General features: G+C 56.6%; 18 protein-coding genes. 6 read left to right on the top strand and 12 right to left on the bottom strand.

The window, feature by feature from the left end:
- Positions 1–376: 376 nt before the first annotated feature.
- The 3 genes from IPN69_01355 to IPN69_01365 all read left to right on the top strand — a co-directional run bounded on the left by IPN69_01355 (position 377) and on the right by IPN69_01365 (position 8,235).
- On the top strand, positions 377–4,435 hold the full coding sequence (locus IPN69_01355; protein ID MBK8809366.1) for a M36 family metallopeptidase: 4,059 nt from the start codon (positions 377–379) through the stop codon (positions 4,433–4,435).
- 158 nt (positions 4,436–4,593) lie between these two features.
- Positions 4,594–6,711, top strand: coding sequence for a polyphosphate kinase 1 (gene ppk1, locus IPN69_01360; protein ID MBK8809367.1), 2,118 nt, complete (start codon positions 4,594–4,596; stop codon positions 6,709–6,711).
- 87 nt (positions 6,712–6,798) lie between these two features.
- On the top strand, positions 6,799–8,235 hold the full coding sequence (locus IPN69_01365; protein ID MBK8809368.1) for a VCBS repeat-containing protein: 1,437 nt from the start codon (positions 6,799–6,801) through the stop codon (positions 8,233–8,235).
- 526 nt (positions 8,236–8,761) lie between these two features.
- Here IPN69_01365 and IPN69_01370 read toward each other — a convergent pair.
- The 12 genes from IPN69_01370 to IPN69_01425 all read right to left on the bottom strand — a co-directional run bounded on the left by IPN69_01370 (position 8,762) and on the right by IPN69_01425 (position 23,124).
- Positions 8,762–10,078: a prepilin-type N-terminal cleavage/methylation domain-containing protein gene (locus IPN69_01370; protein MBK8809369.1), complete on the bottom strand. Its 1,317-nt coding sequence runs from the start codon at positions 10,076–10,078 to the stop codon at positions 8,762–8,764.
- A 37-nt stretch (positions 10,079–10,115) separates the two neighbouring features.
- Entirely contained in the window at positions 10,116–13,073 is a 2,958-nt protein-coding gene (locus tag IPN69_01375; GenBank protein MBK8809370.1) for a pilus assembly PilX N-terminal domain-containing protein, read from the bottom strand.
- A gap of 26 nt (positions 13,074–13,099) precedes the next feature.
- Positions 13,100–13,672 carry a hypothetical protein gene (locus IPN69_01380; protein MBK8809371.1) on the bottom strand — a complete coding sequence of 191 codons (573 nt, stop codon included), beginning with the start codon at positions 13,670–13,672 and terminating at the stop codon, positions 13,100–13,102.
- A gap of 2 nt (positions 13,673–13,674) precedes the next feature.
- Positions 13,675–14,286 carry a GspH/FimT family pseudopilin gene (locus tag IPN69_01385; GenBank protein ID MBK8809372.1) on the bottom strand — a complete coding sequence of 204 codons (612 nt, stop codon included), beginning with the start codon at positions 14,284–14,286 and terminating at the stop codon, positions 13,675–13,677.
- 277 nt (positions 14,287–14,563) lie between these two features.
- A complete protein-coding gene (gene pilQ, locus IPN69_01390) occupies positions 14,564–16,234 on the bottom strand; it encodes a type IV pilus secretin PilQ (GenBank protein ID MBK8809373.1) in 1,671 nt (556 codons plus the stop codon).
- A 114-nt stretch (positions 16,235–16,348) separates the two neighbouring features.
- Positions 16,349–17,161, bottom strand: coding sequence for a hypothetical protein (locus IPN69_01395; GenBank protein MBK8809374.1), 813 nt, complete (start codon positions 17,159–17,161; stop codon positions 16,349–16,351).
- Positions 17,162–17,202: 41 nt separating this feature from the next.
- A complete protein-coding gene (gene pilO, locus IPN69_01400) occupies positions 17,203–17,874 on the bottom strand; it encodes a type 4a pilus biogenesis protein PilO (GenBank protein ID MBK8809375.1) in 672 nt (223 codons plus the stop codon).
- Between the two features lie 58 nt (positions 17,875–17,932).
- On the bottom strand, positions 17,933–18,667 hold the full coding sequence (locus IPN69_01405) for a PilN domain-containing protein (GenBank protein ID MBK8809376.1): 735 nt from the start codon (positions 18,665–18,667) through the stop codon (positions 17,933–17,935).
- Complete coding sequence (gene pilM / locus IPN69_01410; GenBank protein ID MBK8809377.1) at positions 18,664–19,725, bottom strand: type IV pilus assembly protein PilM; 1,062 nt, start codon at positions 19,723–19,725, stop codon at positions 18,664–18,666. Before pilM ends, IPN69_01405 begins: the two co-directional genes overlap by 4 nt.
- A gap of 797 nt (positions 19,726–20,522) precedes the next feature.
- Positions 20,523–21,308, bottom strand: coding sequence for an alpha/beta hydrolase (locus IPN69_01415; GenBank protein ID MBK8809378.1), 786 nt, complete (start codon positions 21,306–21,308; stop codon positions 20,523–20,525).
- Entirely contained in the window at positions 21,301–21,798 is a 498-nt protein-coding gene (locus IPN69_01420; protein ID MBK8809379.1) for an N-acetyltransferase, read from the bottom strand. The genes IPN69_01415 and IPN69_01420 overlap by 8 nt, the downstream gene beginning before the upstream one ends.
- 129 nt (positions 21,799–21,927) lie before the next feature.
- Positions 21,928–23,124, bottom strand: a complete 1,197-nt coding sequence (locus IPN69_01425) for an acyl-CoA dehydrogenase family protein (protein ID MBK8809380.1) — start codon at positions 23,122–23,124, stop codon at positions 21,928–21,930.
- A gap of 150 nt (positions 23,125–23,274) precedes the next feature.
- Here IPN69_01425 and IPN69_01430 point away from each other — a divergent pair, with 150 nt between their 5' ends.
- The 3 genes from IPN69_01430 (at position 23,275) to folK (ending at position 26,507) form a co-directional block, all read left to right on the top strand.
- On the top strand, positions 23,275–24,336 hold the full coding sequence (locus IPN69_01430; GenBank protein ID MBK8809381.1) for a phosphotransferase family protein: 1,062 nt from the start codon (positions 23,275–23,277) through the stop codon (positions 24,334–24,336).
- Between the two features lie 89 nt (positions 24,337–24,425).
- On the top strand, positions 24,426–25,844 hold the full coding sequence (locus IPN69_01435) for a glycoside hydrolase family 1 protein (GenBank protein ID MBK8809382.1): 1,419 nt from the start codon (positions 24,426–24,428) through the stop codon (positions 25,842–25,844).
- 96 nt (positions 25,845–25,940) lie between these two features.
- The gene (gene folK, locus IPN69_01440) at positions 25,941–26,507 is read left to right on the top strand and encodes a 2-amino-4-hydroxy-6-hydroxymethyldihydropteridine diphosphokinase (GenBank protein ID MBK8809383.1); all 567 of its coding nucleotides are present in this window, start codon (positions 25,941–25,943) and stop codon (positions 26,505–26,507) included.
- Positions 26,508–26,565 lie beyond the last annotated feature (58 nt).

A 26,565-nucleotide genomic window follows, 5' to 3' on the forward strand; every position in this document is an offset into this window, starting at 1 on the left:
TTTCGTCAAGCCGCTTTTTTCTTGGATAATTCGTGGAAATATGCGATCCGCCCGAATCTACATCGGAATTGATTGACGCGTAAGTATTTTCTGTCATATGATAGTCGGCATTCGAAATGAGTTATTGGCGGCGATTTACTATTCCTTTTAATACAATTCCGGGCTGACGTTTCCCTTTTTTGTCGGTTCGAACCGCCGAAAATTGACGTATTTTGTGCAAAATCAGACATTTAAAGCGTCTGAACGGTGATTACGAATTCATTTATCTTGTTTAACTTCAGTTCATTTTGTCCTTATTTTTAAGGTTATCCGATTAGAACAACTTCCGAAGGGTTGTTAGAGTTTCCGTTTTTTTAGCTTTGAGGAGGGCTTACAAATGCAGAAAAGTTCTACAGCAAAAGCACGCAATCCGCTTTTGCTTTGTGTATTTATCTTGGGATTGATGACGGCGCTGGTAATTTTGCCGATTCAGTTCCGCACCGAGGCCGGCGGGCAAAAGGGTCTGTTGAACAGAACCGAAAGCCACGTCCCGGGACTCGAAAACTATGACATCCGCACTGCAAAGGCGGTGGATGCCAGCGATGCGTTGATGAAATACCGTCAATCATCGGGCAAGGATGCGGCGATGACGGCCGACATCACGGAAGGTTTCGTGCGCGGCGAAGAGGCTCTGCGAACGAAAGTGCCGACCTTGAAGGTTGAGTACAATCCCGAACTCCGAAATCCGGAAGTCATCACGCCCGATGTCTGGAAATCCGACATCGAACGCCTGAGCGGACCTTCGTCATTGAAGCGGTCGGAAATCCTCCGCAACTTCGTGAAGGAGAACAGCAGCCTGATCGGCGTCGACGAACAGGAGGCGGCTTCGCTGAAAGTCACTGCCGACTACACGAATCCGGATGGCAACATTTCGTATGCCCATCTCGAACAGAGAATCAACAACATTCCCGTTTTCCGCAGCGAGATCAAAGCCGGCTTCACCCGTTCGGGCGAAATGATCCGCGTGATCAACAATCTCGCTCCGGGACTCGATAACGATTCGCTTTCGTCGGATTTCCGCAATCCGCTCGACGCGGTCAAATCCGCGTTTCGGCACATCAATGCCGAGCCGACCAAACTCGATGTCGAGGTCAATTCGGCGGCTTCGTCGGATCTGAAAACTGTCTTCGGCAACGGAGACTGGGCGACGACCGCGGAAAAAATGTACTTCCCGACCGAACCCGGCGTGGCAATCCCGTCGTGGCGCATCTTGATCTGGCAGCCGGTCAACGCTTTTTACGTTATCGTCGACACCGAAGGTACGATGCTTTGGCGCAAGAACATCACGGAAGATCAAACCCAAGCGGCAACCTATCAGATCTACAACAACACGAACGCGTTTATGAAGGCGGCGGATTCGCCGGCACCGCTGTCGCCGGGTCCGATAGATCCGACGCTTGGAACGCAAGGCGCGCTTTTGACCCGTTCGAACGTCACGTTGATCGGTAACGAAGCTCCGAACACGTTCAACAACAACGGATGGATCACCGATGCGGCCAACGTCACGGACGGCAACGCGCTCGAAGCGGGTATCGACCGCGATGGCACAAACGGCGTCGACGCTCCGCAGACCGGATCGCCGACCCGCATTTTCGATTCGACCTGGAACCCGGCACCGGGAAGCCCCGCTCCGGGAGACGACCCGCTGACGGCGCAAGCCCAGCGCGGTGCGGTCATCCAGATGTTCTACGTGATGAACCGTTATCACGATTCAATGTATGAACGCGGATTCACCGAAGCGGCGTTCAACTTCCAAACGGACAACTTTGCCCGTGGCGGCGCCGGTGCCGACCGAATTTCGGCTGAAGGCCAGGATTCTTCGGGCACGAACAACGCCAACTTCTCGACGCCGGCAGACGGCGGACGCGGACGTATGCAGATGTTCGTCTGGACCGGGCCGACTCCGGACTATGATGGAACGGCCGATGCCGAAGTCATCATCCACGAAGCGACGCACGGCACATCGAACCGTCTCCACGGAAACGCTTCGGGTCTCTCGACGAATATGGCCCGCGGTATGGGTGAAGGCTGGTCGGATTTCTATTCGTACACGCTTTTGGCCGAACCGACGGATCCGATCAACGGCATCTACACGACGGGCGGCTACGCGACATATTTGATCTCGGCCGGATTTACCGGCAACTACTACTACGGCATCCGCCGTTTCCCGCGCGCTCCGATCACATTCCTCGGCGCGAACGGAAAACCGCATAACCCGTTCACGTTCCGGTACGTCAATGCCGACTGCAACACGCTGATCGGAACGACGACGTCGAATCCGCCGCCGAACAGCGCGTTCCCGCGCGGCCCGATCGGCGTCACGACCTGCGACCAGGTTCACAATATCGGCGAGATCTGGAGCTCGATGCTTTGGGAAGTCCGCAACCGTTTGGTCACGCGTCTCGGCTTTACGGCCGGCACGACCCGCGCCCTGCAGGTTGTCACGGACGGCATGAAGCTTGCTCCGATCGGCCCGACGATCCTTCAGGAACGCGACGCCATTATCGCAGCGGCGGCCGCTCTGCCGCTCGCCCCTGAGGCGGCTGCGGACGTTGTCGACGTCCGTGAAGGTTTCCGTGTTCGCGGCGCAGGTTTCAGCGCGGCTGTCACGAATGCCGGAACCGGCGCGAACAACACGGTTGTCGTCGAAGCGTTCGATCTTCCGAACGTCGTGATGACCAATCCGTTCTCGGTCAACGATTCGACCGGCAACAACAACGGCGTTCCGGAACCGGGTGAAAACGTTCTTTTGAGCGTTGCGATCACCAACACCACCGGCGCGACCGTCAACGCCGTCACGGCAAACGTCAACGGCGGTCCGAATGTCGCTTATGGCAACATGGCGAACGGCGCGACCGTATCGATGAACATCCCGTTTGCCATCCCGGGCGCAGCCCCTTGCGGAAGCACCCAGATGGTGACCATCAACATCGGCAGCGCGATCGGCGCGCAGTCGCCGCAGATGCGTAGTTTCGTTCTCGGTTCACCGGCCGGCATTACGCAGAACTTCGACGGCGTTACGCCTCCGGCACTTCCTGCCGGCTGGACGACGACGCAGGATTCCGGCACCGGAATTACTTGGGCGACGACCGCTACGGGACCGAATTCGGCTCCGAACTCGGCCTTCGCGAACGATCCGGCAACGGTCAATATGTCGTCGCTGGTCAGCCCCGCGGTTCCGATCACTTCGACGGCCGCACAGCTGAGCTTCAAGAACAAGTACGTGACGGAATCGACCTTTGACGGTATGGTCCTTGAGATCGCCAACCCGTCGGTCAACGCGGGCGCGTTCCAGGACATCGTCACCGCCGGCGGCACCTTCGTCAGCGGCGGCTACAACGCGACGATCTCGACGTCGTTCACCAGTCCGATCGGCGGCCGTATGGCTTGGTCCGGAACATCCGCCGGCGGTTATATCGACACGGTCGTCACTCTCCCGGCGAATGCGAACGGAAATTCCGTTCAGTTCAGATGGAGAATGGCGAGCGACAGCTCGGTCGCTTCGACCGGCGTCAACGTCGATGACGTTGCGATCGTCAGCAGCTACACCTGCGCGCCGGCCATTTCGGTCAAATCGCGTGCTGACTTCGATGGCGACGGCAAGACCGATCTCTCGATCTTCCGTCCGAGCGAAGGCAACTGGTATCTGAACCGTTCGACGGCTGGATTCCAGGTTCTTAATTGGGGACTGGCAGCCGACGTTCTGACACCGGGCGACTATGACGGTGACAGCAAGACCGACACCGCAGTCTTCCGTGCAACGGCCGATCCGGCACAGCCCGACTTCTACATCCTCAACAGCAACGGCTTTACCTTGACCGGCGCTTCTTGGGGGCTTGCGGGCGATGTTCCGGTAGTTACGGACTACGATGGTGACGGCAAAGCCGACATCGCGGTGTTCCGTCCTTCCAACAACACTTGGTATGTCATCAAGAGCGCCGGCGGGACCACGGTCACGACGTTCGGTCAAGCGGGCGACGTACCGGTGGCCGGCGACTTCGACGGCGACGGCAAGGGCGACCTAACGGTCTACCGTGCCGGTTCGTGGCTGCGACAGCTTTCGGGCGGCGGTTCATCGAATGTCTCTCTCGGCTCGGCAGGCGACATTCTTGTCCCGGCTGACTACGACGGCGACAACAAGGACGATGTTGCGGTCTTCCGTCCGAGCACGGGTCAGTGGTTCGTTACGAAGAGCAGTGACTCGATGACGGTCATCACCGTTTGGGGCGCTTCAGGCGATGTTCCGGTACCGGGAGATTATGACGGTGACGGTAAGGACGACTACGCCATTTATCGCAATGGTCAGTGGTGGCTCAACCGTTCGACCTCGGGCATTGCGGTTGCGAACTTCGGTATCGCGACTGACAAAGCGATTCCGAGATCGTACGTTCCGTAACCGGTCAAATTGACCAATAGGACTTCGGCCGGCGGCTTAAATACCGCCGGCCGATTTTATTTTGTTGAAAATATGCCGGAATCTTCGCCGCGAATGTTGCCTTTAGTCCTTTATCTCCTTAAACTTCTGTGAAGCGGTGAGCAATCCGCCAGACTCCGATGGATCTTAGCACTACCTTACAATCAGCTCGGTCGATTTCGAACTCCGGTCGCCGGGATTCCGAGGGCCTTTTGTTCAATCGCGAATTGAGTTGGCTTGAGTTCAACCGTCGGGTTCTGAACGAAGCACTCGATCAGTCGAACCCGTTGCTCGAAAGACTCAAGTTCCTGTCGATATTCTCGACCAACCTCGACGAGTTTTTTATGATTCGCGTCTCGGGCCTCAAGGAACAGATCGCGGAGAACGTTGTCAGATTGTCGCCCGACGGATTGACCGCCGGCGAGCAGCTGAAAGCGATCCGCGAACGCCTGCGCCCGATGCTTTCCGAGCAGATGAGATGCCTGAACGAGGAGATCTTGCCGGCGCTTGCGGCCGAAGGCATCAAACTCTGCTCGTTTCGAGGTTTGTCCCGCGAGATCAAATCACGTCTCAATGAATATTTCAAAACCCACGTTTTCCCGGTTTTGACGCCACAGGCGGTCGATGTCAGTCATCCTTTCCCGTTTATCTCGAACCTCAGTTTGAATCTCGGCCTGATGGTCGAACCGCCGCGTATCCCGGTCAAGTATCCGGCGCGCCATATTTTCACTGGTCGCCGATTTGTCCGCGTCAAATTGCCTCCGAACGTTCCGCGGATCGTCCCGATCGACGACTCCGGTTCCCGGTTTGCGCTCCTCGGAGAGATGATCGGCGCCAACGTCCGGCACCTGTTCCCGAATATGAAGCCGCATTCCGCGCATCTGTTCCGGATCACGCGCGACGCCGACATCGAGATCCGCGAAGACGAGGCCGGCGACATTTTGCGCACGATGGAGCGCGAACTCCACCATCAGCGGCGCTTCAGTTTTCCGGTGCGGATGGAGGTTGCGGACGGAATGCCCGATGAAATGGTCAATTTTCTGGCGGGATCGATCGGCCTCACCGAACACGATGTTTTTCGCGTCAGCGGCCCGATCAATATCCCCGATCTGATGCGGATCTACTCGCTCGACCGTCCGGATCTGAAGGATGTCCCGATCACGTATTCGATTCCCGCGCCGCTCCAGTCGGGCGACAACGTTTTTGACGTGATCAGTAAGCAGGACATTTTGCTCCACCACCCATACACCGCCTACAGCACGGTCACAGACTTCATCGACGCCGCCGCGGAGGATGAACAGGTCCAGGCGATCAAGATCTGTCTTTACCGGACGGGCAAGAACTCCCCGGTCATCAAATCGCTGATGAAAGCGAGCCAGAACGGCAAACAGGTTGCGGCCCTCGTCGAACTGAAGGCGCGTTTCGACGAGGAGAACAACATCGAATGGGCACGTTTGTTGGAGAACGAGGGGGTCCACGTGATCTACGGAATGCGGGGCCTTAAGACGCATTCGAAGGTGACGCTCGTGATCCGCAATGAAGACGACGAACTGCGGCGTTATGTGCATATCGCGACGGGCAACTACAATCCATTTACATCGCGCATCTACACAGACATCGGGCTCCTCACGTGCGATCCGGAAATCGGCGCGGACGCAACCGACCTTTTTAACTTCCTGACGGGCTATTCCTATCAAACCGAGTTCCGGCAACTGCTCATCGCCCCGATCAATCTCCGCGACCGGCTGATCGACCTGATCCGCCGCGAAACGCAGAACAAAATCGACGGAAAACCGGCGCGGATAATCGCCAAAGCGAACAGTTTGACTGACGACCGGATCATTTCGGAACTCTATCGAGCATCTCAGGCCGGCGTCGAGATCGATCTCATCATCCGCGGCATATGCGTCTTGCGACCGGGAGTTCCCGGGCTTTCCGACAATATCCGGGTTACATCGATCGTCGGTCGTTTTCTCGAACACAGCCGGATCTTCTATTTTCAAAACGCGGGTGACGAACGGGTCTTCATCGGCAGTGCCGACTGGATGCATCGAAATCTGGACCGGCGCGTCGAGGCGGTCGTGCCGATCCTCGATCGGGCGTTGCGGCGCCACATAATTGATGAGATTCTCCCGGTTTATCTGGCCGACAACACTAACGCATCGCGGTTGCTTTCAAACGGCGAATACGCGAAGGTCCGCGGCGATGACAATCCGCTGTTTGATTCCCAACTCCGCTTTGTCTCGGACGAAGTTTAGTTTCTGACGCCGGAACGGTATAATTCATCAGACTTTCCGATGCTGCCGGGCGTCATATAGTAGTTCCTTCGTACGGAGTTAGATTCAATGAAAAGATCGTATAGTAATGTCTTTGTCGCAAAGGTCGGCGTTGTTCTTGTTTGCGCGCTGGTTTCGCTGGTCGGATTTCAAGGCTATTTTGAACGTCGGATCGACGCATCCGCATCGGGGCCGACCGCCTCGAACACCGGCGCGCCCGGCGAGTCGAACTGTACGGCGTGTCATTCGGAGTTTACCGTGAACAGCGGGACCGGAAGCGTCACGATCGGCGCGATACCGGCGAATTATCTGCCGAATCAGCAGATACCGGTCACGGTCACGACCGCCCAGGCCGACGCCGTCATTTACGGCTTTCAGATGACCGCCGTCGACAGTTTGGGGCGCGAGGTCGGAACGTTTACGCTGCCGACGCAGGTTCCGCCGCAAACCCAGTTTGCGACGGGGATCGTCGGCGGAAACCAGCGGCGCTATGTCCATCATACGGTCGACGGCGTGATCCCGACCCAATTCGGCTCGAAGACCTGGAATTTTACCTGGACGGCCCCGAACCGCCGCGCCGGGAAGGTGAGTTTCTATGTTGCCGGAAACGCCGCCAACAGCGACTCGACGACTGGCGGCGACTATATCTATACGGCTCAGAAGGCGACGCTTTCGGGCTCCGCGATCTCGAATTTCGACGCCGACGGAACGAGCGACATTGCCGTCTGGCGCCCATCGACCGGAGTCTGGTACTCGCTCAACACAACCAACAACGGATTTCAGTCCTCGCAGTTCGGGTCGAATGGCGACCGCATCGCGCCGGGCGATTACGATGGCGACGGCAAGACCGATCAGGCAATTTTCCGGCCTTCGACCGGACAGTGGTTTATCCGCAAGAGTGACGGGTCCGGATTCATCATCACGCAATTTGGCTCAAACGGCGATATTCCGGTGGTCGGCGACTATGACGGCGACCTGAAGTCCGATCTCGCCGTCTGGCGGCCATCGACCGGCGTCTGGTACATTTTCAGAAGTTCTGATTCAACGTACGATATCCGTCAATTCGGCATTTCGACCGACAAGATCGCGCAGGGCGATTACGACGCCGACGGCAAGACCGAACTCGCCGTCTGGCGACCGTCGACCGGAGTTTGGTACATCTGGCGGACGACAGATGGCGGATTCACGATCCAGCAGTTCGGGCTCAATGGCGACAAACCGGTTCAAGGCGATTACGACGGCGACGGACGCGCGGATCTGGCGATTTTTCGGCCGTCGAACAACACGTGGTATTTGCTCCGCAGTTCGCTCGGTTTCACGGCGACGCAGTTCGGTTTCTCGACCGACATCCCGGCATCCGCCGATTATGACGGCGACGGCCTTACGGACGTTGCGGTCTACAGAAACGGAACGTGGTACGCGCAAAAGAGTTCAGGCGGCACGCTCATCGTCAATTTCGGAATTGCGGCCGATGTTCCGGTTGCCTCGGGTTATCTTTCGGAGTAGGGACGTCTCGAATGCGTTGGCAATCGGGCGTCGCAATGTTTCCACTAGCTTCAGAAGCTGTTTCAAAACTCCGTCGGGATGCGAGGGCTATGAGAAACAAGGAAATGTGATTCGAATTGGGGCCGTCTGGAAAGTCCAGGTTCCTGTGGGTCGCAAACGGGACAACAAAGCAGTGTGCGGCAAGGCGAAAGAAATGAGCGCCGCCCTTTGTTGAACACCGCGACACTATGATGCTGCAAGGGTCCAACAATCAACGGCTTACCTTCGACACCTTCAGGGTCGGCGTCCCATCTGACTAAAAGCCTGGGGTCACGCTTCGCTCACCCCAGGCTTTTATCTGATTCGCTTTCAGCGGATTTATCCGCTTTTCAGACAACCTCAATTGATAGGCAAATCTTCGTGTATGTCGGTTGGATTTGTGGCTCGTACTGACTGCCTTCGTAGCCCGACGGAGTTTTCCCACGGCATCTGAAGCTATTGTCCACGGCGCCATCCGGGGCTCGCGCCGACAGACAACCCGGTGATTTCAACCGATACCGGTCTTCAAGCCCTCGCCGCTGCCCGGAGTTGGCGTCGGTGTCGGAGTCGGAACCGGCGTCGGGGTCGGCGTTGGAACTGGCGTCGCCGTCGGCGTAGGCGTCGGAACCGGTGTCGGTGTCGTTGTCGGGAAAGGCGTCGGACTTGGCGTCGGCGTCGGTGTCGGAACCGGTGTCGGCGTCGGTATCGGGGTCGGCAGAGGCGTCGGCGTCACCCAGGGTGTCGGCCCCGGATACGGAAGATCCGTATTACCCTGCGAATCGCGCGGCACGGCGGCTTCGAGAAACTGTATGTTTCGGACACCGATCTTGGTCGTGCCTTCAACCTGATGATAGTCGCCGTCCTGCAGTTGGTAGGCGGTGCGAACCGAAATGCTCAGTTCGATCGTCCGTATCAGCGACGCTTCGTCAAACGCGACGTTTTCGACAGGTTGTTCGAGAATCGTCGTGTCCACGCCCGGCTTCATAACATACCGAAACTGCAGCGTGACCAGATGTTCGGCGACGATGCTGTCGAGAAACGCCTGTCCCTTGACCCCGAAAACGCGGCGTATCAGCCGGCCTTCGGCGTCGACGAAATACTGAACGATGTTGACACGCTTCAGAGTCGAAGGATTCTGGCCGTAGTTTGTAGCCGAAGCCAATGGCGATGTCCATCCGAGCCGGTTGAGACCTTGCGCATCGCCGTTGCCCCAAGAGATCGACCAGTCCGGCGCGTTCACATTGGTGATCGTCCCGAATGATCCCGTTCCTCCGCTCGAAAGATAATAGATCTCGCCCGTGCTGAAGCGCGATACGTCACCGCCCGGTATCCAGATCTTGCCGGAGTCGTAATTGGTCCACCAAGCGGGTATATCGACCGGTGAAAAGGTTGTATCGGTGACGAGAAAGGTGATTCGATCAGAGTTCGGCAGAAGCGTCGAGGCCGGAGTCGAATCGTGTATCACCACGCCGGCGGCGATGTTGTTGTCGGTAACGATGCTGCCGACGTTCGTGAACCCGATGTTCGAAGGATCGATCTCGGACGCGGTCCGCGTCGTCAGGTATTTGGTGACGAACTGCGTCGAAAGCCAAATGTTCGTCGTTCCTTTGAGCCCGTCGGCGGCGGTCAGGATGTCGCGTGTGATGTACTCCTGCGCGTTCCGCATACTCTGCGTCGCACCGGTCATTTCATAGTTCGCGTTCGCCGATGTGATCGCGCCGCGCATCAACGTGAAGACGCCGGAGAGCACGATCATCGTGACCACCATCACGACGATCAGTTCGACCATTGAGAAGCCGCTTTGAGCTGTTGTTCGGTTCTTCATTTGTCTCTCTTTTTCGATCTCCCTGATTCGATCAAAGCTAGTTCAGGCTCAAACGGAAACCTGTCGCCTGCACATATTGGAAGAACGGCGTTCCGGGCGGCAGTTTGTTCGGCGACAGAAACGTCGAATCGAAGCCCCAGTTGCGGCGCGGCGGCAAGTAAATGATCGAAGTGCTGTTCTCCCATTGCGCCATCGCCTGCGTCGATTTGAAAAGCGGCACAAATGAACCGGAATAGCTCCACGTTGCGATCCCCCCGGTCCAGTTCCAGATCTCTTGAAATCGCGGGTAGTTGATGATTCCGCCGTTGATCTTTTTGCCGGCCAGGTCCCGCCCCGGCGAAGCGGTCAGAGCGGAGATCGAGTTTCCGGCGATGATCGCCGTGCGGACCGCCGTCCCTTCGCTCGTCGAGGCGCCTTCGTCCGCGAGTCGATATGCTTCCCCGCTGATCGCGCGGGCGTTGCTCGATCCTTCCGGATAAAGCGTGCTTGAAGCATCGAACCACGTCCTTGAAAGCGCGTAAAACGCGTCGCAGACGACCGACGAAGGAATCTGGGGTCCGAGAAATCCGCCGTCATTCAATGTCGAACCGCCGGTCGGAATGCTCGCCACGCCCGTTGTGTTGAGATTTCCCCAGACATAGACCATATTCTCCGAGGCTATCGTGATTCCCTTTGTCGGCGAGAGTTTGCCGGTTCCGGCGGTAACACTGAGAGTGTCACCGTCGAACAATCGCACGGCACGGCGAAAGTAGTTGTTCGTGTTGAACCAACTCAGCGCCGTGTTCGAACGCGTCAGGCGATCCGCAACGGGCGCATTCGAAACGGACGGAGTGCAACAAAGCGAACCGGAATCCGGAAGTTCGGTCGTGTCCTTTTGAAGGGTTCCTTTTTTGCTTGTTCCGCCCAGGTTCCAGCCGAAGTCGATGACGTCTTCGCCATCGTCGAGCGTACCGTTAAGCCCGTAAATATCCTCGTTGTCGACGATTCCGTTCGTGCTCGCGAACGCAGTACCGTCGGCGAGATATTCGGTTTTGACCTTGTCGCCGCGACGATCCGAGACGTAAACCACGTAACCGTCGTCGCCGCGGATGTTCGAACTGACGGCCGTCGTTCCGGACAGCAAATTCGTGTCGTAAACGCCGTCGAGCCAGCGCGCGAGGTTTCGCATATTGATCTCGACAACGCTCGTCATTCCGCGTTCGTAGATCTCGTATTCGTTGAGTGACGAGTTGATCCAACCCTCGCGGACATTGTAGACATTGATCGGAACGATCGCGTTGTGGGCTCCGCTCGGAACCGGTTCGCGAATGACCGCGCCGCCGTCCTCGTTGGCTATCGAGATCGGCGAATTGATGAAACCGCGGTTGGCCTGAAACGTCGTCGAAGGATCTCCGATCTCGCCGTCGGCGGCGGTTTGGTAGTTTCTTGTAAGATTCGAGAGTGTCAGGCCATTGACGGTCCGGTCGCGGCTGCCTTGAACATAACCCGCCCAAAGTGGCCTTTGAAGATACACGATCCCGTTTGGTTCACCCTGCGTAACGCCCATACTTAGAACGGTTTGGGTAACATCGACGGTCGTGCCGTCCGGTTTGGTGATCTCGATCAGAATCCTGCCGGCGATCCCCGATCCTGACGGAATGTAGTTTCCACCGACGGTCTCACCGGCGAGTTTTATGCCGCGCACGGTTTGAGCTGTTGTCACGGTCGTGTCCGGAAGACGCTGCGAAACGTTGGAGCCGCCAACGACGCCCGCGTCGGAGATAAGCCGCAACGGATTCGCTCCGGTGAACACCGAAGGAGTGAAACTCGATAGAAGAAGACCTTTTCCGGCCGGGATTCCGGCGACGTTCGACGTTCCGTTTCCAGCCGATTCGTCGTCGATGATGATTCGGATCTCGGATTTCGAATGATAGCGCGACATTCCGACAATTTCGCCGTCGGACGGCAACAGTCTCTTGATCAGTTCGGCCGGCGAATTCCCGTTTAGTTCGAGCGGAAGCTTGAGTTGTGTCGCGCCCGTCGTTCGCGTCAGGATCTTTCCGGCAAATTTGTCGACGTCGCCGCTTGCAGGGGTCGCGACCGAGAGTGATTCCCAATTGCTGTTCGCGATTCCCAGCGGACTATCAGGAAAGAAGCCGCGCTGTGTCGACGCCGCTCCGGTGAACTGCGGACCACCGACCGTGCCGCTGCCGGATTTGACGCTGCCGTTTCCGATCGTGCTTTGAACGTTAAGCCCGTTGACTTCGACCCAGACGTTCGTGTTGCCGCCCGAACTGTTCGGTTCGCCTCCACGCCAAGCATCCCTGATGAATTCTCCCGCCATCGTCAGACGGTTCAGAAACTTGGTGTTTCGCAGCGCGTAGATGTTGCGGTTGCTATGGATGCGGCCGTTGAAAGTCATCAGCGGTCCGGGATGGATCTCGATGTCGTCGTTGCTGAACATCCCGAATTGGAACAAAGGGACAAGATAGTTATTGAACTCGCGCTGCAGTTTCACTTCCGAACGGGTACCGAAGTTCTTCGCGGTCGAGGTCATCTTGTACGGTACGATCGAGGCGTAAAGTCCCGAGTACGGGCCGTCCGGAATGTTGACGCGCGGATAGACATTCGACGGCAAGCCTTGGGTATTGCGAAGTTCCGCGAGCCGGTCAGTGTCTTCGGCCAATGTCTGGGTGAACTGAAACCCCTCGGTCACCAATTCGGGCGGCGGCGAGTTGCGGATGACGTCGATGTCGGACGCCGTCGGGGATAGTTTTTCCCGAAAGACGTTGCTGAAATCGTTGGTCATCTTCTCGAGCCCTGCCGATGCCGCATAAAACGCGTGCGTCCGATTAAGATCGCTCCCGGCGATCCGCGCCTCGCTCGAGGAGAACGCGAGCGCGGTCAGACCGACGATCGAGAGAATCGCCACGACGATCACGGCAATAGCCAGTGCCGCGCCGCGTTCCGACCCGCAATTTGAGTGGTCAATCGTTTGCGCAGAGTTTATTTTCACCTTCTGATCCCCATTTTCGAAGTGCATTAATGCGTCGTTCGAGTCTCGTCATTCAAATAAGCGACGCCGTTGATCTCGCCGACCCGTCCGCCGCTGCCGAAATATCGGATCGTGATTTCGATCCGCTTTAGTGACGCGCTCAGATTCGTGATCGCGATCTCGCGCCTGTATCCGCTTCTGACGAGCGCCGGATTGGTGTAATCGTCACCCGTCCCGAACGTTCCGTCGGGCCCCGCGTCGGTCAAATCGTCGGTTGTGCCTGAAACGCCGTCCGGACCGGGATCAAGCGAAATGTCTTGAAAGCCGGTCGCAAATCCGCCGAATGTCGCGGTCGAACCCGCGTTTTCGACGCTTCCGACATTGGCGATCTGCCGAAAGCTGAGCCGTCTTGAATTGCGCAGAGTCTCGATCTCTTCGATCGTTGAAACGATCATCCCCTTCGCGGTCGTCACGTTGCGGCTGATCGAACCGTAGTGAACGGCATAGCTCAAGGCCGCGGCGGTTCCGATCAAGCCGATCGTCATCACGAAGATCGCGGCGATCGCCTCGATCATCGAAAAACCGTTCTGGAGGTTGCGAGGTTTTGATTGATGTTTCATTTTTACTCGATGTAGGCGTTCGCTCCCTCGCTGTAACGCCAAAGCTTTACCCGACCGCCGGCACCCAGGATTGAAACCGCAAACGCGGTTTCGAGCCGATACTTGTCGTGATAAAAGAAAACTGCCTTGTTTTGCGGATTGCCTGCGCCGTCCAGCACCGAGCCGTCGGATTGAAATGTGATTTCGACCGCTCCCGAAGTGAGCGCCGTCAGGTTCGTGGTGTCCGCAAGCGCGGCGCTTGTAGCTCCCGCCGGACGCCCGTAAGTCACGTCCGCGGGCTCGATCCCTGTATCGGCGAGCATCGTGACGCGGTTCTTGGCATCGCCCAAAGCGCCGAATTCTCCGCCGAAGGTGGTCAGGGTCTTGGCGGCGTTGTCGTATCGGATCGTGATCGGCCGGCGTTGCCCCATTGCTTCCTGGCGTGCCTCGCGCAAGCCGGTCGCGACCTGGCGCTGGACGCCGGCGAAACGGAACAGGCGCCGCGACGAAATGATCTGCGGCAGGGCCAATACGAGGATGATAGCGCCGACAAGCAGGACAACGACCAATTCGGGCAAACTAAATCCCTTTTGCCATTGACGCTTTTTCTGGATCTTGGGGTATTGCGTGTTCATCGCTTTAACAATCGGAAACCAAGGCATTTCCTGCTATATCAAACAGGGAATAACATTGTTGTTCCACAAAAAACAAAATTGATTGAAGAAGAGTGAGCTAAGGGGAAAACCCGTCAGGCGTCGAAACGCCTGACGGGAGAGGTTGAAGCTTATGCGGTTTTCAACATGATATTGGACTCTCTTTCTCGAAGAATCAGTTCCCTTTTCGGCAACCGGCCGGGTCGGTGTCGGTCGGCCGGCTGCCGATGGCAGGGAATGCCATCTTTCGTCTTGATGATTACGGCTTCGGATTCATTTCCGGCTGTTTGCTGACAGTCGGCGCGATCTGCGGCTGCATTGTCGGCGTCGGCGTTTCCTTGCTCGAGTTCGACTGCGGATTGCCGAGCGGAACCGGTTGCAGGATCGTCGTCGAACGCGTTCCGTCCCCGACCTTCGACGGCAGTTGATTTCCGTTTACATCGGCGCGGTAGATGCGCGGCGTGATGAAGAACAGGATCTCATTCGTCGTGCGGCCAACGGCCTTGCGTTTGAAGAGATTTCCAAGCAGCGGAACCTTCGACAGACCCGGCGTTCGGAAGGTGTCGTCGCTTTCCGAATCAAGCAACGCGCCGCCGACGACCGTCGTCCCGCCGTCGGGAACCGTGACTTTCGTCTTCATCCGCTGGGTGTTGATCGCCGGCGTGCCGCCGACCGCGATCGATGAATTGATCGAGCTGTTCTCGGCAACGACGTCGAGGACGACCGTACCGAGATCCGTGACCTGCGGGATGACCTCAAGACGCAGCGGGACCGAAACGAAGGTCGTCGTGAAGACGACGCCGCCCGTCTGGTTGCCGCTGTTCTGTGTCGTGACGACCGGGATCTGCGTGCCGCTTTCGATTTCCGCCTTTTGTTTGTTGAGCGTGGTGACACGCGGCGTCGCAACGATCTTGGCCTGGCCCTTCTGTTCGCCGGCCGTCAGCAGAAGATTGATCTGCGCCGTACCGATCCTGCCGGTCGTCAAACCGATGACCGTATTCGCGATCTGCGAGGCGAGGTTGTTGTTCGGCTCGCGGTTGATCGGCGACGGCAACGGGTTGTTCGTCGTGGCGGTCGTGCTTCCTCCGCCCGTGCTTCCGCCGCCGGAGTTGCCGGTCGACGTCGCGTTCGGAAGCGAAGATCCGCCTGCCGCGCGGCCGTCGTTTCCGAGCACGAAGCCCGAAAGCTGAACGCCCATATCACGGCTGAAGTTGCGGTTGGCAATTACGATGCGCGCTTCGATCTCGACCTGCGGTTCAGGCTGATCGAGCAGGAATACGAGCTGGCGGATGGCATCGATGTTCTCGCGAACGTCGGTGATGATCAGTGTGTTGCTGCGGCTGTCGACTTCGACCGCGCCGCGCCGCGACAGACGTTTCTTGACGACGCCCAGGATTCCCTGATCTTCGCCGCCGCCGGCACCGCCGCCCGTGCTTCCGGTCGTGAAACCGGTCCCCGAGGCGCACGCTCCCGCGCAGGCATAGTTGAGACGGACGAATTCGGTGTAAAGCGGCGAACCGTCTAGCTTCGAAGCCGCGATCAGATTCTGGGTCTCGCGCTCGCTGGCGAGTTTCTTCGAGTCCGCGACGCGAAGGATCGGACCGTTCACCTGAACCGACAGATCCTGCGACATCAGCACCGAGTCAAGCGCGACGTTCCAGGGAACTTCGTTGACATTGACCGTCACCGGAACTTGCTTGACCGAGTTGTCGATCACGAAGTTGATTCCGTACTGCTCGGTGATGTAGTTGAGAATGTCGCGAATGTCGGCATTTACGACCTTCAGGTTGATCGGTTCGCCGATAAATCCGGCGCAGCCGTACGATTTGCAGTCGGCCTGAGCGCTCGTCGCGACCGCAAAAGAGCTTACCAATATCATAGCGAAGACTGCCTGACGGCACACAACGCTCGCTTTCTGAAGAAAATTCATTGCTTCCTCCCAAATTTTGATCTCGTTGACCGGAGACCACGGGTTTAACTTTTACTGTGGAATCAGGCGCGCCGGAGAAACCCCGGGGGACACCCGTAAAAGACTTTGTGACGATCAGGACTTCTTGGCCGTCCTCACCGGTTTCTTGGACTTTTTGCTGTCCTTGACCGAATCCTTTGGCGTCTCGACCGGCTGGTTGTTCATTTCATCGACCGGCGAGACGATCCTGCCGGGCGTCACGACCTGGGTCGTGGTCGATCCGGTCGTCGTCGGAGCGGTCTGCGGCTGGGTCGGCGTCGAATTGTTGACAACCTCGGTCTGGCCCGGCGTCTGCTGGCTATTCTGCTGAACCGGCGCGGTGCCCTGGACCTCTTGTTGGACCGTGTATTCGCGAAGAGTCTTGTTCTCGACCGCGGTGATGAATTTGCTGTTGCTCATCTTCGTCACCTTGCGGAAGACCGCGCGATTGTCCTCGATCGCGACGAGTTGCCCGTCAAAGAATTTCTCGCCCGGATAGATCGTATAGGAGAGCTTTATCGGCACGGCCTCGACCATCGCGGCGTAACCGCGCGGTGTCTTGAAAATTCCGGTGATCGCCAGTTCATCGAGTGTCAGGACGCTCGTCACCTTCGGTACCGGAAGTCCGTTCACGACAGCCGTTTCGCGCTGTTGCTTGTAAAAGGCGATGCGCTGTTCGATCGGCGGCGCGAGAACCGCGATCACCGGCGGCGGACCGGGTTTGGTCGGTTTCGTCGCTCCCGGTGTGGTCGCTCCGGCCTGCTTCTTCGGCTGTTTCCAACTCGGAGTGCAGAACGGATCGCCGTTGCACTGCGCGTTGGTTTCGTTGAGGCTGCCCGCGATCAGAACCAACCCGACCGTAACCAAACTCAGACAAAGATAACGTTTCACAATTGATTTGTTTCTCATGGCTTTCTCTCTCTTCGGAAAAGAACTTGTAGGTGATGCGACTATTTCGCGGCGGGCTGCTGCGGAGCCGGTTGGGGCTGGCTGTTCGGCGCTCCGGCCGGCGTCGGCGCATTAGGATCTCCGGGCTTTTGCGCGGCCGGTTTCGGTGTCAGATCGTCAGGCGACGCATAATACGCCGTCAGCATAAATCGTGAATGAAGCGTACGGTCGCCGGTCTGGGCCGGAAGCCTCGTCAGCTTGAAATCGCTGATCGAGACGATTCGCTGAAGTTTCGCCATCTTGTCGAAGAAAACCCGCAGATTCGCGAAGTTGCTGTCGACTTCAACCTCGACCGGTTTGGCCATCACGCCGTCCTTCTGCGAATCTTCGCGCGGATTGAAACGCATCATAACGAGTTTGCTTCCGCTGGCGGTATCCTGGAGTCCCTGAAGAACGTTGGTGATCTCGCGCTGTTCCGGCAAGAGGACCTTGAGTTCGTCGTATTCCTGCGACTTGCTCGCATAGACCGAGCGAAACTCGTTGATTCTCTGAGTCGCGACCCGCGCCGTTTCATTCTGCGACGTCTTTTGTGCGACCTGATCCTCAAGCTGTTGGATTTCAGCACGCGTTCCGCTGGTCACGAAATACCAGACCGACAGATAAAGCAGGGCCGCGAGTCCGACCAGAACGATTAACTGTATGTGCCACGCAAGGGCTTTGAATTTTTCTAACATCTCGGTTTCCTTCTACTCTTTGGTTATTCTCAAACCGCTTCAGCTTTTCGCTAAACTGTTAATTCTTTGCGACTTGCGGCGGAGCCGGGGCGCCGTTCGGGGGACCGCCCGGACCTGGTTGGTTCGCCGCCGTCGTCGACGTCGGATTTTGACCGGCTTTCGCCGAATACGCGCAACGGATCACGAAATCGAACGATACGAGTTTCGGGGCTTCCGCCGGGTTGGTCGTCGTCGGTGTCGTCGTCGAAGCCTGGGTCGTGATGGCTTCTTCCTTGCGCGTTGTTTCGATACCGAGGTTCGAGAACAGGCCGCCGGAGAATTCGAGACTCTGACCAAATCGAGTCGGCGCCGATTCGTCGTTCGACGTTCCGCGGATCTCGAGCTGATCTCCCTTTTGCTCAACGCTTTCGAGATAAAGCCCCGGAACCATCGAAATGCGTTCTCGCAGCGCGTCAAGCACCGCGCTCGGTCCCGACTGTTCTTCGCGAAGCTTCTTGATCGCACCGATGCGGGCATCGATCGCGGCGATCTTCGCTTCGAGTTCCTTCTGCTCCTTCATCACCGCTTCGAGTTCAGACGCGATGCGTTTCTGTTCCTCGAGCCTCGCCTCGGCGTCGGCTTTCGCCATCTGGGTGCTGACCACGTCCCAGCCAATGAGTGCGATCGCCAGGACGAAGACCGCGGCAGCCATCAGGAGGAGACGAGACGTCGCGCTTCCGACTTTCCGTTCGACGGTTGCGACCGTGCCGCTATGTCTTTCGGTTACTGAATTTAATAGGTTTACTTTGATCATCTTAGTTCAACTCCCCTTACTGCCAATCCGACGGCAACCGCCATCTCCGGCATAATTTCACTCAGGTAATCGGGGTCAAATTTCCGCGTGTCGACTTTGATCTGACGGAACGGGTCGAGGACCTCGACCGGCAGTTCGAGCTTTCGGGAAATGTCTTCGGCCAGCCCGGCGAGTTTCGAACCGCCGCCGCTGATCAGGATCTTCTGCACCTGGACGCCGCTGTCTTCGGTCGTCGCGCGGTAAAAGTCAAAGGTCTTCTGGATCTCCATCGCGACCATCTCGGTGACGTTGTTGATCAAGGGTTCGATCGATTTCTCGTCAACGCCGTTCGAAGCGTCGGAAACTCCGCGCTTGACCGCCTCCGCCTGCTGATAGCTGAGCCCGAGGTTACGCTGGAGAATATCTGTGAACTGGCTGCCGCCGACGGTGATGTCGCGTGTGAACACCGAATTGACGCCCTGAACGATATTGACGTTCATCGTCGAGGCGCCGATGTTGAGCAGCGCGACGACCTGCGAGGCGTCCGGCTGATAATTGATCTCGTAGCAGTTCTGAAGCGCGAAGGTGTCGATGTCGATCACCACCGGCTGTTTGCCGGCAAGCTGGACCGCCTGCTTCAGACTGTCGATGCGCTCGCGTTTGCACGCGGCGATGACGACGCTTGTCGCACTGTTCGACTGCTCGGTGATGTGATAGTCGAGGCTAACGTCGGCAAGATCGAACGGAATGTGCTCTTCGGCGTGCCAATCGATCGACTCTTCAAGCTCGTCCCGGCTCATCGGCGGCAACACGATGTTCTTGACGATCACCGAATGCCCGCTGACGCCGGTTACGACCTGCGGCGCGTTTATCTGATGATTCCGACAAACGTCCTGGATCGTTTCGCTGACGGCGTTCATCTCCATTATCTGCCCGTCGACGATCGCATCATCCGGAAGGTTTTCGAACCCGAGTCCGACCAAATTCAAACTGCTCAATTTTCCGTCGAGTTCGACGACTTTGACAGAGCTTGAACCGACATCCAAACCGGCAACGCCTTTCTTTTTACCGAATAGCATTCTCTTCTACTCCTTGAGCCGCTCTGGCGGCAATCATCATTTTTCTTTGATTTTCTGTCTTTTAAGGAACAAAACGATTCAGGGTCTTGGCTAACTGGGGGAATCTTTTTTACCACCTTTTCGGACTTGACAGCGAAGACGGGACAACTGTTGATAGGTCTAAACTGACGGAGAGCCAAAACACCTGATTCGTTTTTTCATCCTTGGCCTGTGTGACTGATTCCGCAAGAGTGAATCTGTTCGCACATGAATTTTGCTTTTAGGTGGCGATAGGATAGGACCTTGTGTCGGTCGCTACATTTCCAAACTACAGGAGTGACAAATAGTTGTCAACAATTATTTACAATGTTTAACGCTTTTTGACACATTAATTTCTCAGTTTGAACTGTTTTCGGTCAGAATGACGGGAAACCCTTTTGGATTTGGGTCTTCGAGCTTTGAACCCGGATTAAGCCATAGAAACCTTCTTTTCTGCCAAACACGCTAAAATAGGCCACGCACGGCAGGCTTTACAAGTGCAGTCCGCAAAGACAGGTCAGTACCATCTGCGGTAGCGGATGGTTTGCCGTGGCAGTCTGCCGCCCCCGCTGTCCGATCGGCAGTTCGTATGCCGATCGTCAGCCATCCGCTACCGCAACTGGTACTGACTGATCTTGGCGGACTTTGCGCCCTTCGCCGATGAGGCATTTTCCCGCGCGGAGTTCGCAAGGAGCGCAACTTTCGAGAAAGCGAGGTCGTCAAGAATCCGCGATGGAGATCCTGAAGCGTAATTTGGGTTGAAGGCTATTCGCCGGGAATCAAGGACCGAGGATCAAGGACCGGATCGTCGAAGCCGTCATTTCCGGACTTTCGAATGGAAAAAGATGCGATCCCGGAACGGTCTCGACTTCAATCCCGAAATGCTTCTGCATAAAAGAAAGCCGGGCAAGACGGCCCTCGCGCGAATCTGAACCGCCGACATAGGCGGTCGGGACGCGGAGGCGCCCGCGGAGTTTCGGCAGATGGTGCGGGATCGTCCGATAGATCGCGGCTTCGACGCGCGGCGTGAAGAAGAGTTCGATCCCCTTCTCGGTTTCGACCGTTCCGTAGTCGATGTAGTCACGCAATACATCGGGATCGAACGCAGAGAACTTCGGCTTGGCCGCGAAATGATCAAACGCTTCGTCACGCGATTTCCACGTATTTCGACGAAATCGCGTCATTTGCGACGGCGAGTAGCGATCGATCAATTTGGCGAGTTTGAGGATTCGCAGTCCGTGGCTGCTGAGACGGCTGATGATCGGCGCGTCGAGCAATATGATCTGTCGGTAGAGTTCGGGGCGTTCGCAGGCGACCATCAGATGGAGAACGCCGCCGAGGCTGTGGCCGACGCCAATCACCGGTTCGGAGTGACGCGTTTCGATCGCGTGGCGAAGTTCTTCGCGGAGATGCGGCCAATTGTCGGTGACTTCAAAGCGCGGATCGTGCCCGAATCGCTCGACGAAGTCGATCTCAAACTCGTCGCCAAGCAGCGAAAAAATCTTGCTGTATGTCCGCGCGGGAAAACCGTTGGCGTGAGCGAAAAAGATCGTTCGCTTAGTCATTGAGTTTGTTGCTCAGTTCCCAATAACCCACATCGACCCAGCGCCCGAGTTTGTAGCCGACCTCCTTGAAATGCGCGACCTTTTCGAATCCGAGTTTCTCGTGAAAACGAATGCTCGCGTCGTTTGGGAACGAGATTCCGGCAACGATGGCATGAATGTCCGTTTCGGCGAGCAAATCGAAAAGCTGCGAGTAAAGCGCGGTGCCGATGCCCTTCTGCTTCGCCTCGTTCCGGACATAGATCAGAACCTCGGCCGTAAACTCGAACTCCTGCCGGAGACGAAACTGCGAGGCGTACGCGTAGCCGTGAATCGCGCCGTCGTCTTCGGCCACGAGAAACGGAAAATCCTTCGTTACTTCCGCGATTCGGCGCGCCATTTCCTCGGCGCCGACCGGCTCGGTTTCAAATGTATGATGCGTGTTCTTGATGTAGTAATTGTAAACATCGACAACCATTGCGGCGTCTTCCGGCGTTACGTTTCTGATGTTCATAGCTCTTTTGATCTTTGACCTTTGACCTTTGACCTTTGACCTTTGATCTTTTCAATGATGATTTCTCGAGCGAGCATTGGTCAACGCTCCAAAATCAAAGATCAAAAATCGAATATCCAGCGTTAAAGGTCAAACTCTCTCCCGTCTTAACTCCATCTTTGCGATCGACTCAAGATGAACTTCATCCGGGCCGTCGGCGATTTGCAGCATCCGCGCGATTATCCAAAAATTCGCCAAAGGAAAGTCTTCGCAGACTCCGGCACCGCCGTGAGCCTGAATCGCGCGGTCGACCACCTTCAGCGCCATCGGCGGAACCGCCGCCTTGATCATCGCGATCTCGCGGCGGGCCGTTTTGTTGCCGACCTCATCCATCATCCAGGCTGTCTTCAGCACCAGTAGCCGCGCTTGATCGATCGCCAGGCGCGACTCGGCGATCCACTGGCGCATCACACCCTGCTCCGCGAGCGCCTTCCCGAAAGCGACTCTCGCTTTAGCGCGCGCGCACATCAATTCAAGCGAGCGCTCGGCAACGCCGATCAAGCGCATACAATGATGAACGCGTCCCGGCCCGAGACGTCCCTGCGCGATCTCAAACCCGCGCCCCTCGCCGAGCAGAAGATTCGTGACCGGCACGCGAACGTCCCTGAACGAGATCTCCGAATGTCCGTTCGGCGCGTCGTCAAAACCAAAAACCTGAAGGTTGCGTTCAACCTTCACTCCGGGCGCGTCAAGCGGAACCAGGATCATCGATTGCTGTAAATGCTTCGCCGCGCCGGGATCTGTCTTGCCCATAAAGATCGCCAGTTTGCAGCGCGGGTCTCCGGCGCCGGTCGACCACCATTTCAACCCGTTCAGGACATATTCGTCGCCGTCGCGGACGATCGACGCGCAGATATTCGTCGCATCGGACGATGCGACCTCCGGCTCGGTCATCGAAAAGCAAGAGCGTATCTCGCCGGCAAGCAGCGGCCTAAGCCAGGTTTCTTTCTGTTCAGGCGTTCCGTAGCGCTCGAGGACTTCCATATTGCCGGTGTCCGGAGCCGAACAATTGAAGACCTCGGAACTCCAGAAGACGCGGCCCATTATCTCGGCCAAAGGCGCGTATTCGAGGTTCGTCAATCCGGAGATCTCCGGAAGAAACAAATTCCATAGTCCTTCGGCACGTGCTTTCGACTTGAGTTCCTCGATCAGGTCCAGTGGCGCCCAGCGGTCGCCGGTGTTGATCTCTTCCCTGTACGTGGACTCTTTTGGATAAACGTACTCACGCATAAACGACTCAAGCCGCTTCTGAAGTTCTTTGGATCTCGGTGAAAAGTCGAAGTTCATAACTATTCCTATTCTCATACCGAAACCGTCGAGATTCAATTCGACCGCGACCCTTTTTTCGGCGATCGCTTCACTCCGGTTTCGGGCGACTTTGCAATTCCGTACGATTGGCGAAATAATCGTGCAAGCAAGAGTACCCGAACTAGAACGATGACAGATTCAGACACCAGACCGGTGCGGGCCGGCGAAGAACTCGACCTGACAAAACTGCGGGAATTTCTGGCATCGCGTCTCGATTCCGGGTCGAATGACCTCGAGATCCTCCAATTCCCTTCCGGAAGTTCGAATTTGACTTACTGCGTGAAGATCGGCGACGCCGAATATGTGCTGCGTCGTCCGCCGTTCGGAAATCAGGTCAAGTCGGCGCACGATATGTCCCGCGAATTCAACGTTTTGTCGAAACTAAGTCCGGTTTACGCGCCCGCGCCGAAGCCTTTGGTTTACTGTGACGACGAATCGGTGATCGGTTCGGAATTTTACCTGATGGAACGCCGCGAAGGACTGATCATCCGCGGCAAATCGCCGGATTTTCTTGAAGATTCGACCGATCTTCAATACGCCGTTTGCGAATCGTTCATCAATAACCTCGCCGCGCTCCACGCGATCGAATACAAAGCGATCGGACTCGGCGATCTTGGCAAGCCGGAAGGATACGTCGGGCGTCAGATCGAAGGCTGGACGAGGCGCTATTTCAACGCCAAGACTGCCGATCAGTTCGAACTTGAAACCGCGATCGAATGGCTCGAAACACATATTCCCGAATCCGAAGGCGCGGCGCTCGTACATAACGACTACAAATTCGACAATGTGATGCTGAATCCGCGGAACGTCACCGAGATCACTGCCGTTCTCGATTGGGAAATGGCGACGATCGGCGAACCGCTGATGGATCTCGGAACAACGCTTGGCTATTGGATGGGGCGCGAGGCCGGTCCGGAGATGCTCGCGATGCCGTTCAACCCGCGAGCTATGATGGAAAACATCACCCGCGCCGAACTGGTCGAAATGTACGCCGTCGCGAGCGGACGCGACGTTTCGAACATTCTCTATTATTACGTCTTCGGAACATTCAAAATCGCCGTCATCGCGCAGCAGATCTACTTTCGTTACTCGAGGGGGTTCACGAAAGACGAACGATTTTCGAGGTTCAATCATTTCGTCAACGCGCTCGGCAAGATCGCGATGCACGCGATCGGTCGCGGACGGATTTGAAACTGTTCGAGATAATCGATGATTGAGCCGTCAATCTCAACTATCAGTTATCAACTCTCAACTATTCCGAAAAGAGTCAACTGACCCCTATGAAACGGATTCTGAAGACGATCCTGATTTTCTCGGCAATCGCCGGCGCGGCCTATTCCGTTGCGATCGCCTACTTTCATTTCAAATACCCGCAGACGCGCTGGGACTGGGCGAAGATCGACACCAACGACATTGCTTTTCCGAAGGGCTTCATTTGGGGAACGGCGACGGCCGCGCACCAGATCGAGGGAAGCAACGAAAACACGAACTGGGGTGAATGGGAAAAGGATCCGAAGCGGATCCGCGACGGCAGCGATGCGACCCAGGCGGTCGACGGTTGGAACCGTGCAAAAGATGACGTCAGGCTGATGAAGGAACTCGGCGTCAACTCGTATCGCTTTTCGCTTGCGTGGAACAAGATCGAGCCAGAAAAGGGGAAGATCAGCGAAGACGCGCTGAAGCATTACGACGGGCTGATCGACGAGTTGAAGGCGAACGGGATCGAGCCGATGATCACGCTTCATCATTTCACTCATCCGCTCTGGTTCGAACGCCTCGGCGCGTTTGAGAACGAGGCGAACATCGCGCGCTTCGTCGAATTTTCAAAGCTCGTCTTCGAACGCTATCGCGATCGCGTCAAGCATTGGGTAACGATCAACGAGCCGAACGTCTTCGTCACGTCGGGTTATTTCAATACCGTTTTTCCTCCCGGCAGGTCCGACCCGAAACTCGCCGCCGAAGTGTTGAAGAATCTCCTCAAGGCCCACGTCGAGGTTTATCGGGAACTGAAGCGGATCGAGTCGAGGCAATCCGGAATCCCGAATCCGAAATCGGAGATCGGCCTGGCTGTGAGCATCTTCCAGTTTGAGCCCGCGCGTCGTTGGCACCTCGGAGACTGGGCTATCGCCCGGGTTTCCTCGAACACATTCAATGAATCGGTACTCGGGTTCTTCCGTGACGGAACGATGAATTTCTACGTTCCTTTCGAGGCCGATCTGTCTTACACGGACAGAAGTGCGCCGGAGACGCTCGACTTTGTCGGCGTAAACTATTATTCGCATTACGCTTATCGGTTTGAGTCCGATTTCAAGAAGGCGACGCGGAGTCTTCCAGTCGAGGGCGAAGAAATGACCGATATGCCCTACACGATCTACACCGAGGGGATTTCACGCGCGATCGACGACGCGGCAAGGCTCAAGAAACCGATCATCATCACCGAGAACGGCATTGCCGACGCACTCGATGACCGTCGCGATAAATACATCCGTCAGAGTCTTTATGCGGTTTCAAAGGCCATCCGCGAAGGTCGGGACATCCGCGGCTATTATTATTGGACGCTTCTCGACAACTTCGAATGGGCGGAAGGCTACACGCAGAAGTTCGGACTGTTCGACGTCGACCGCGTGACCTACGAACGCAGACTTCGTCCCGGAGCCCGAGCATTTATCGAAACGGTGCGCCGTTCCGGTTCGGAATGAGTTGTGTTTTCGATCAGTTTTGAGTAATGTTTCTGTGTCTTTCTTATCAAATACAGAGATGTAAATCGGGAGATCTCAGCGGTTTAGGACAAACACGTGGACTCTGAAGCAATCATCGCTTACGTCGGCCTCGGTTCGAATCTCGGCGACCGTGCGGGCAATCTGCTTCTCGCCGTTCGGGGGCTGATGGAGGCCGGTTTGTGCGTGCACAAGCTTTCGGGGATTTATGAAACAGAACCCGTTGGCGTCACCGATCACTCCAACTACCTTAATATGGCGGCCGAAGTCCACCTTTCCGGCATCACGCCGTCGCAAATGATGACGCGAATGCTGAGAATCGAATATCTTCTAGGACGCAAGGACAAGTTTCTCCAGAAACCGCGATCGGTCGATCTCGATCTTCTCTTGTTTGACGGGATCGAGGTTGACTCGGAACTGGTGAAGATCCCGCATCCGCAGATGCACGAACGGCGGTTCGTCCTCGTCCCGCTTGCCGAGATCGCGCCGCACGCCGTTCATCCCGGATTGCAGAAAACCGCCGCGGAATTGCTTGCGACGGTCGAAGACAATTCCTCCGTTCACCGTTGGAGCCCGAACACGAACGTCGTTTTTGAACACGGCGAAATGAAATTATCCTTGAAGACCTTAAAGACAATGACTTAGCGATTTCGGATTGGGGATTTTTGATTTGGGATTTGCCGTTGCAAGCGTCGGCAACTTC

The organism is Acidobacteriota bacterium, assembly GCA_016715115.1.
GTDB lineage: Bacteria > Acidobacteriota > Blastocatellia > Pyrinomonadales > Pyrinomonadaceae > JAFDVJ01.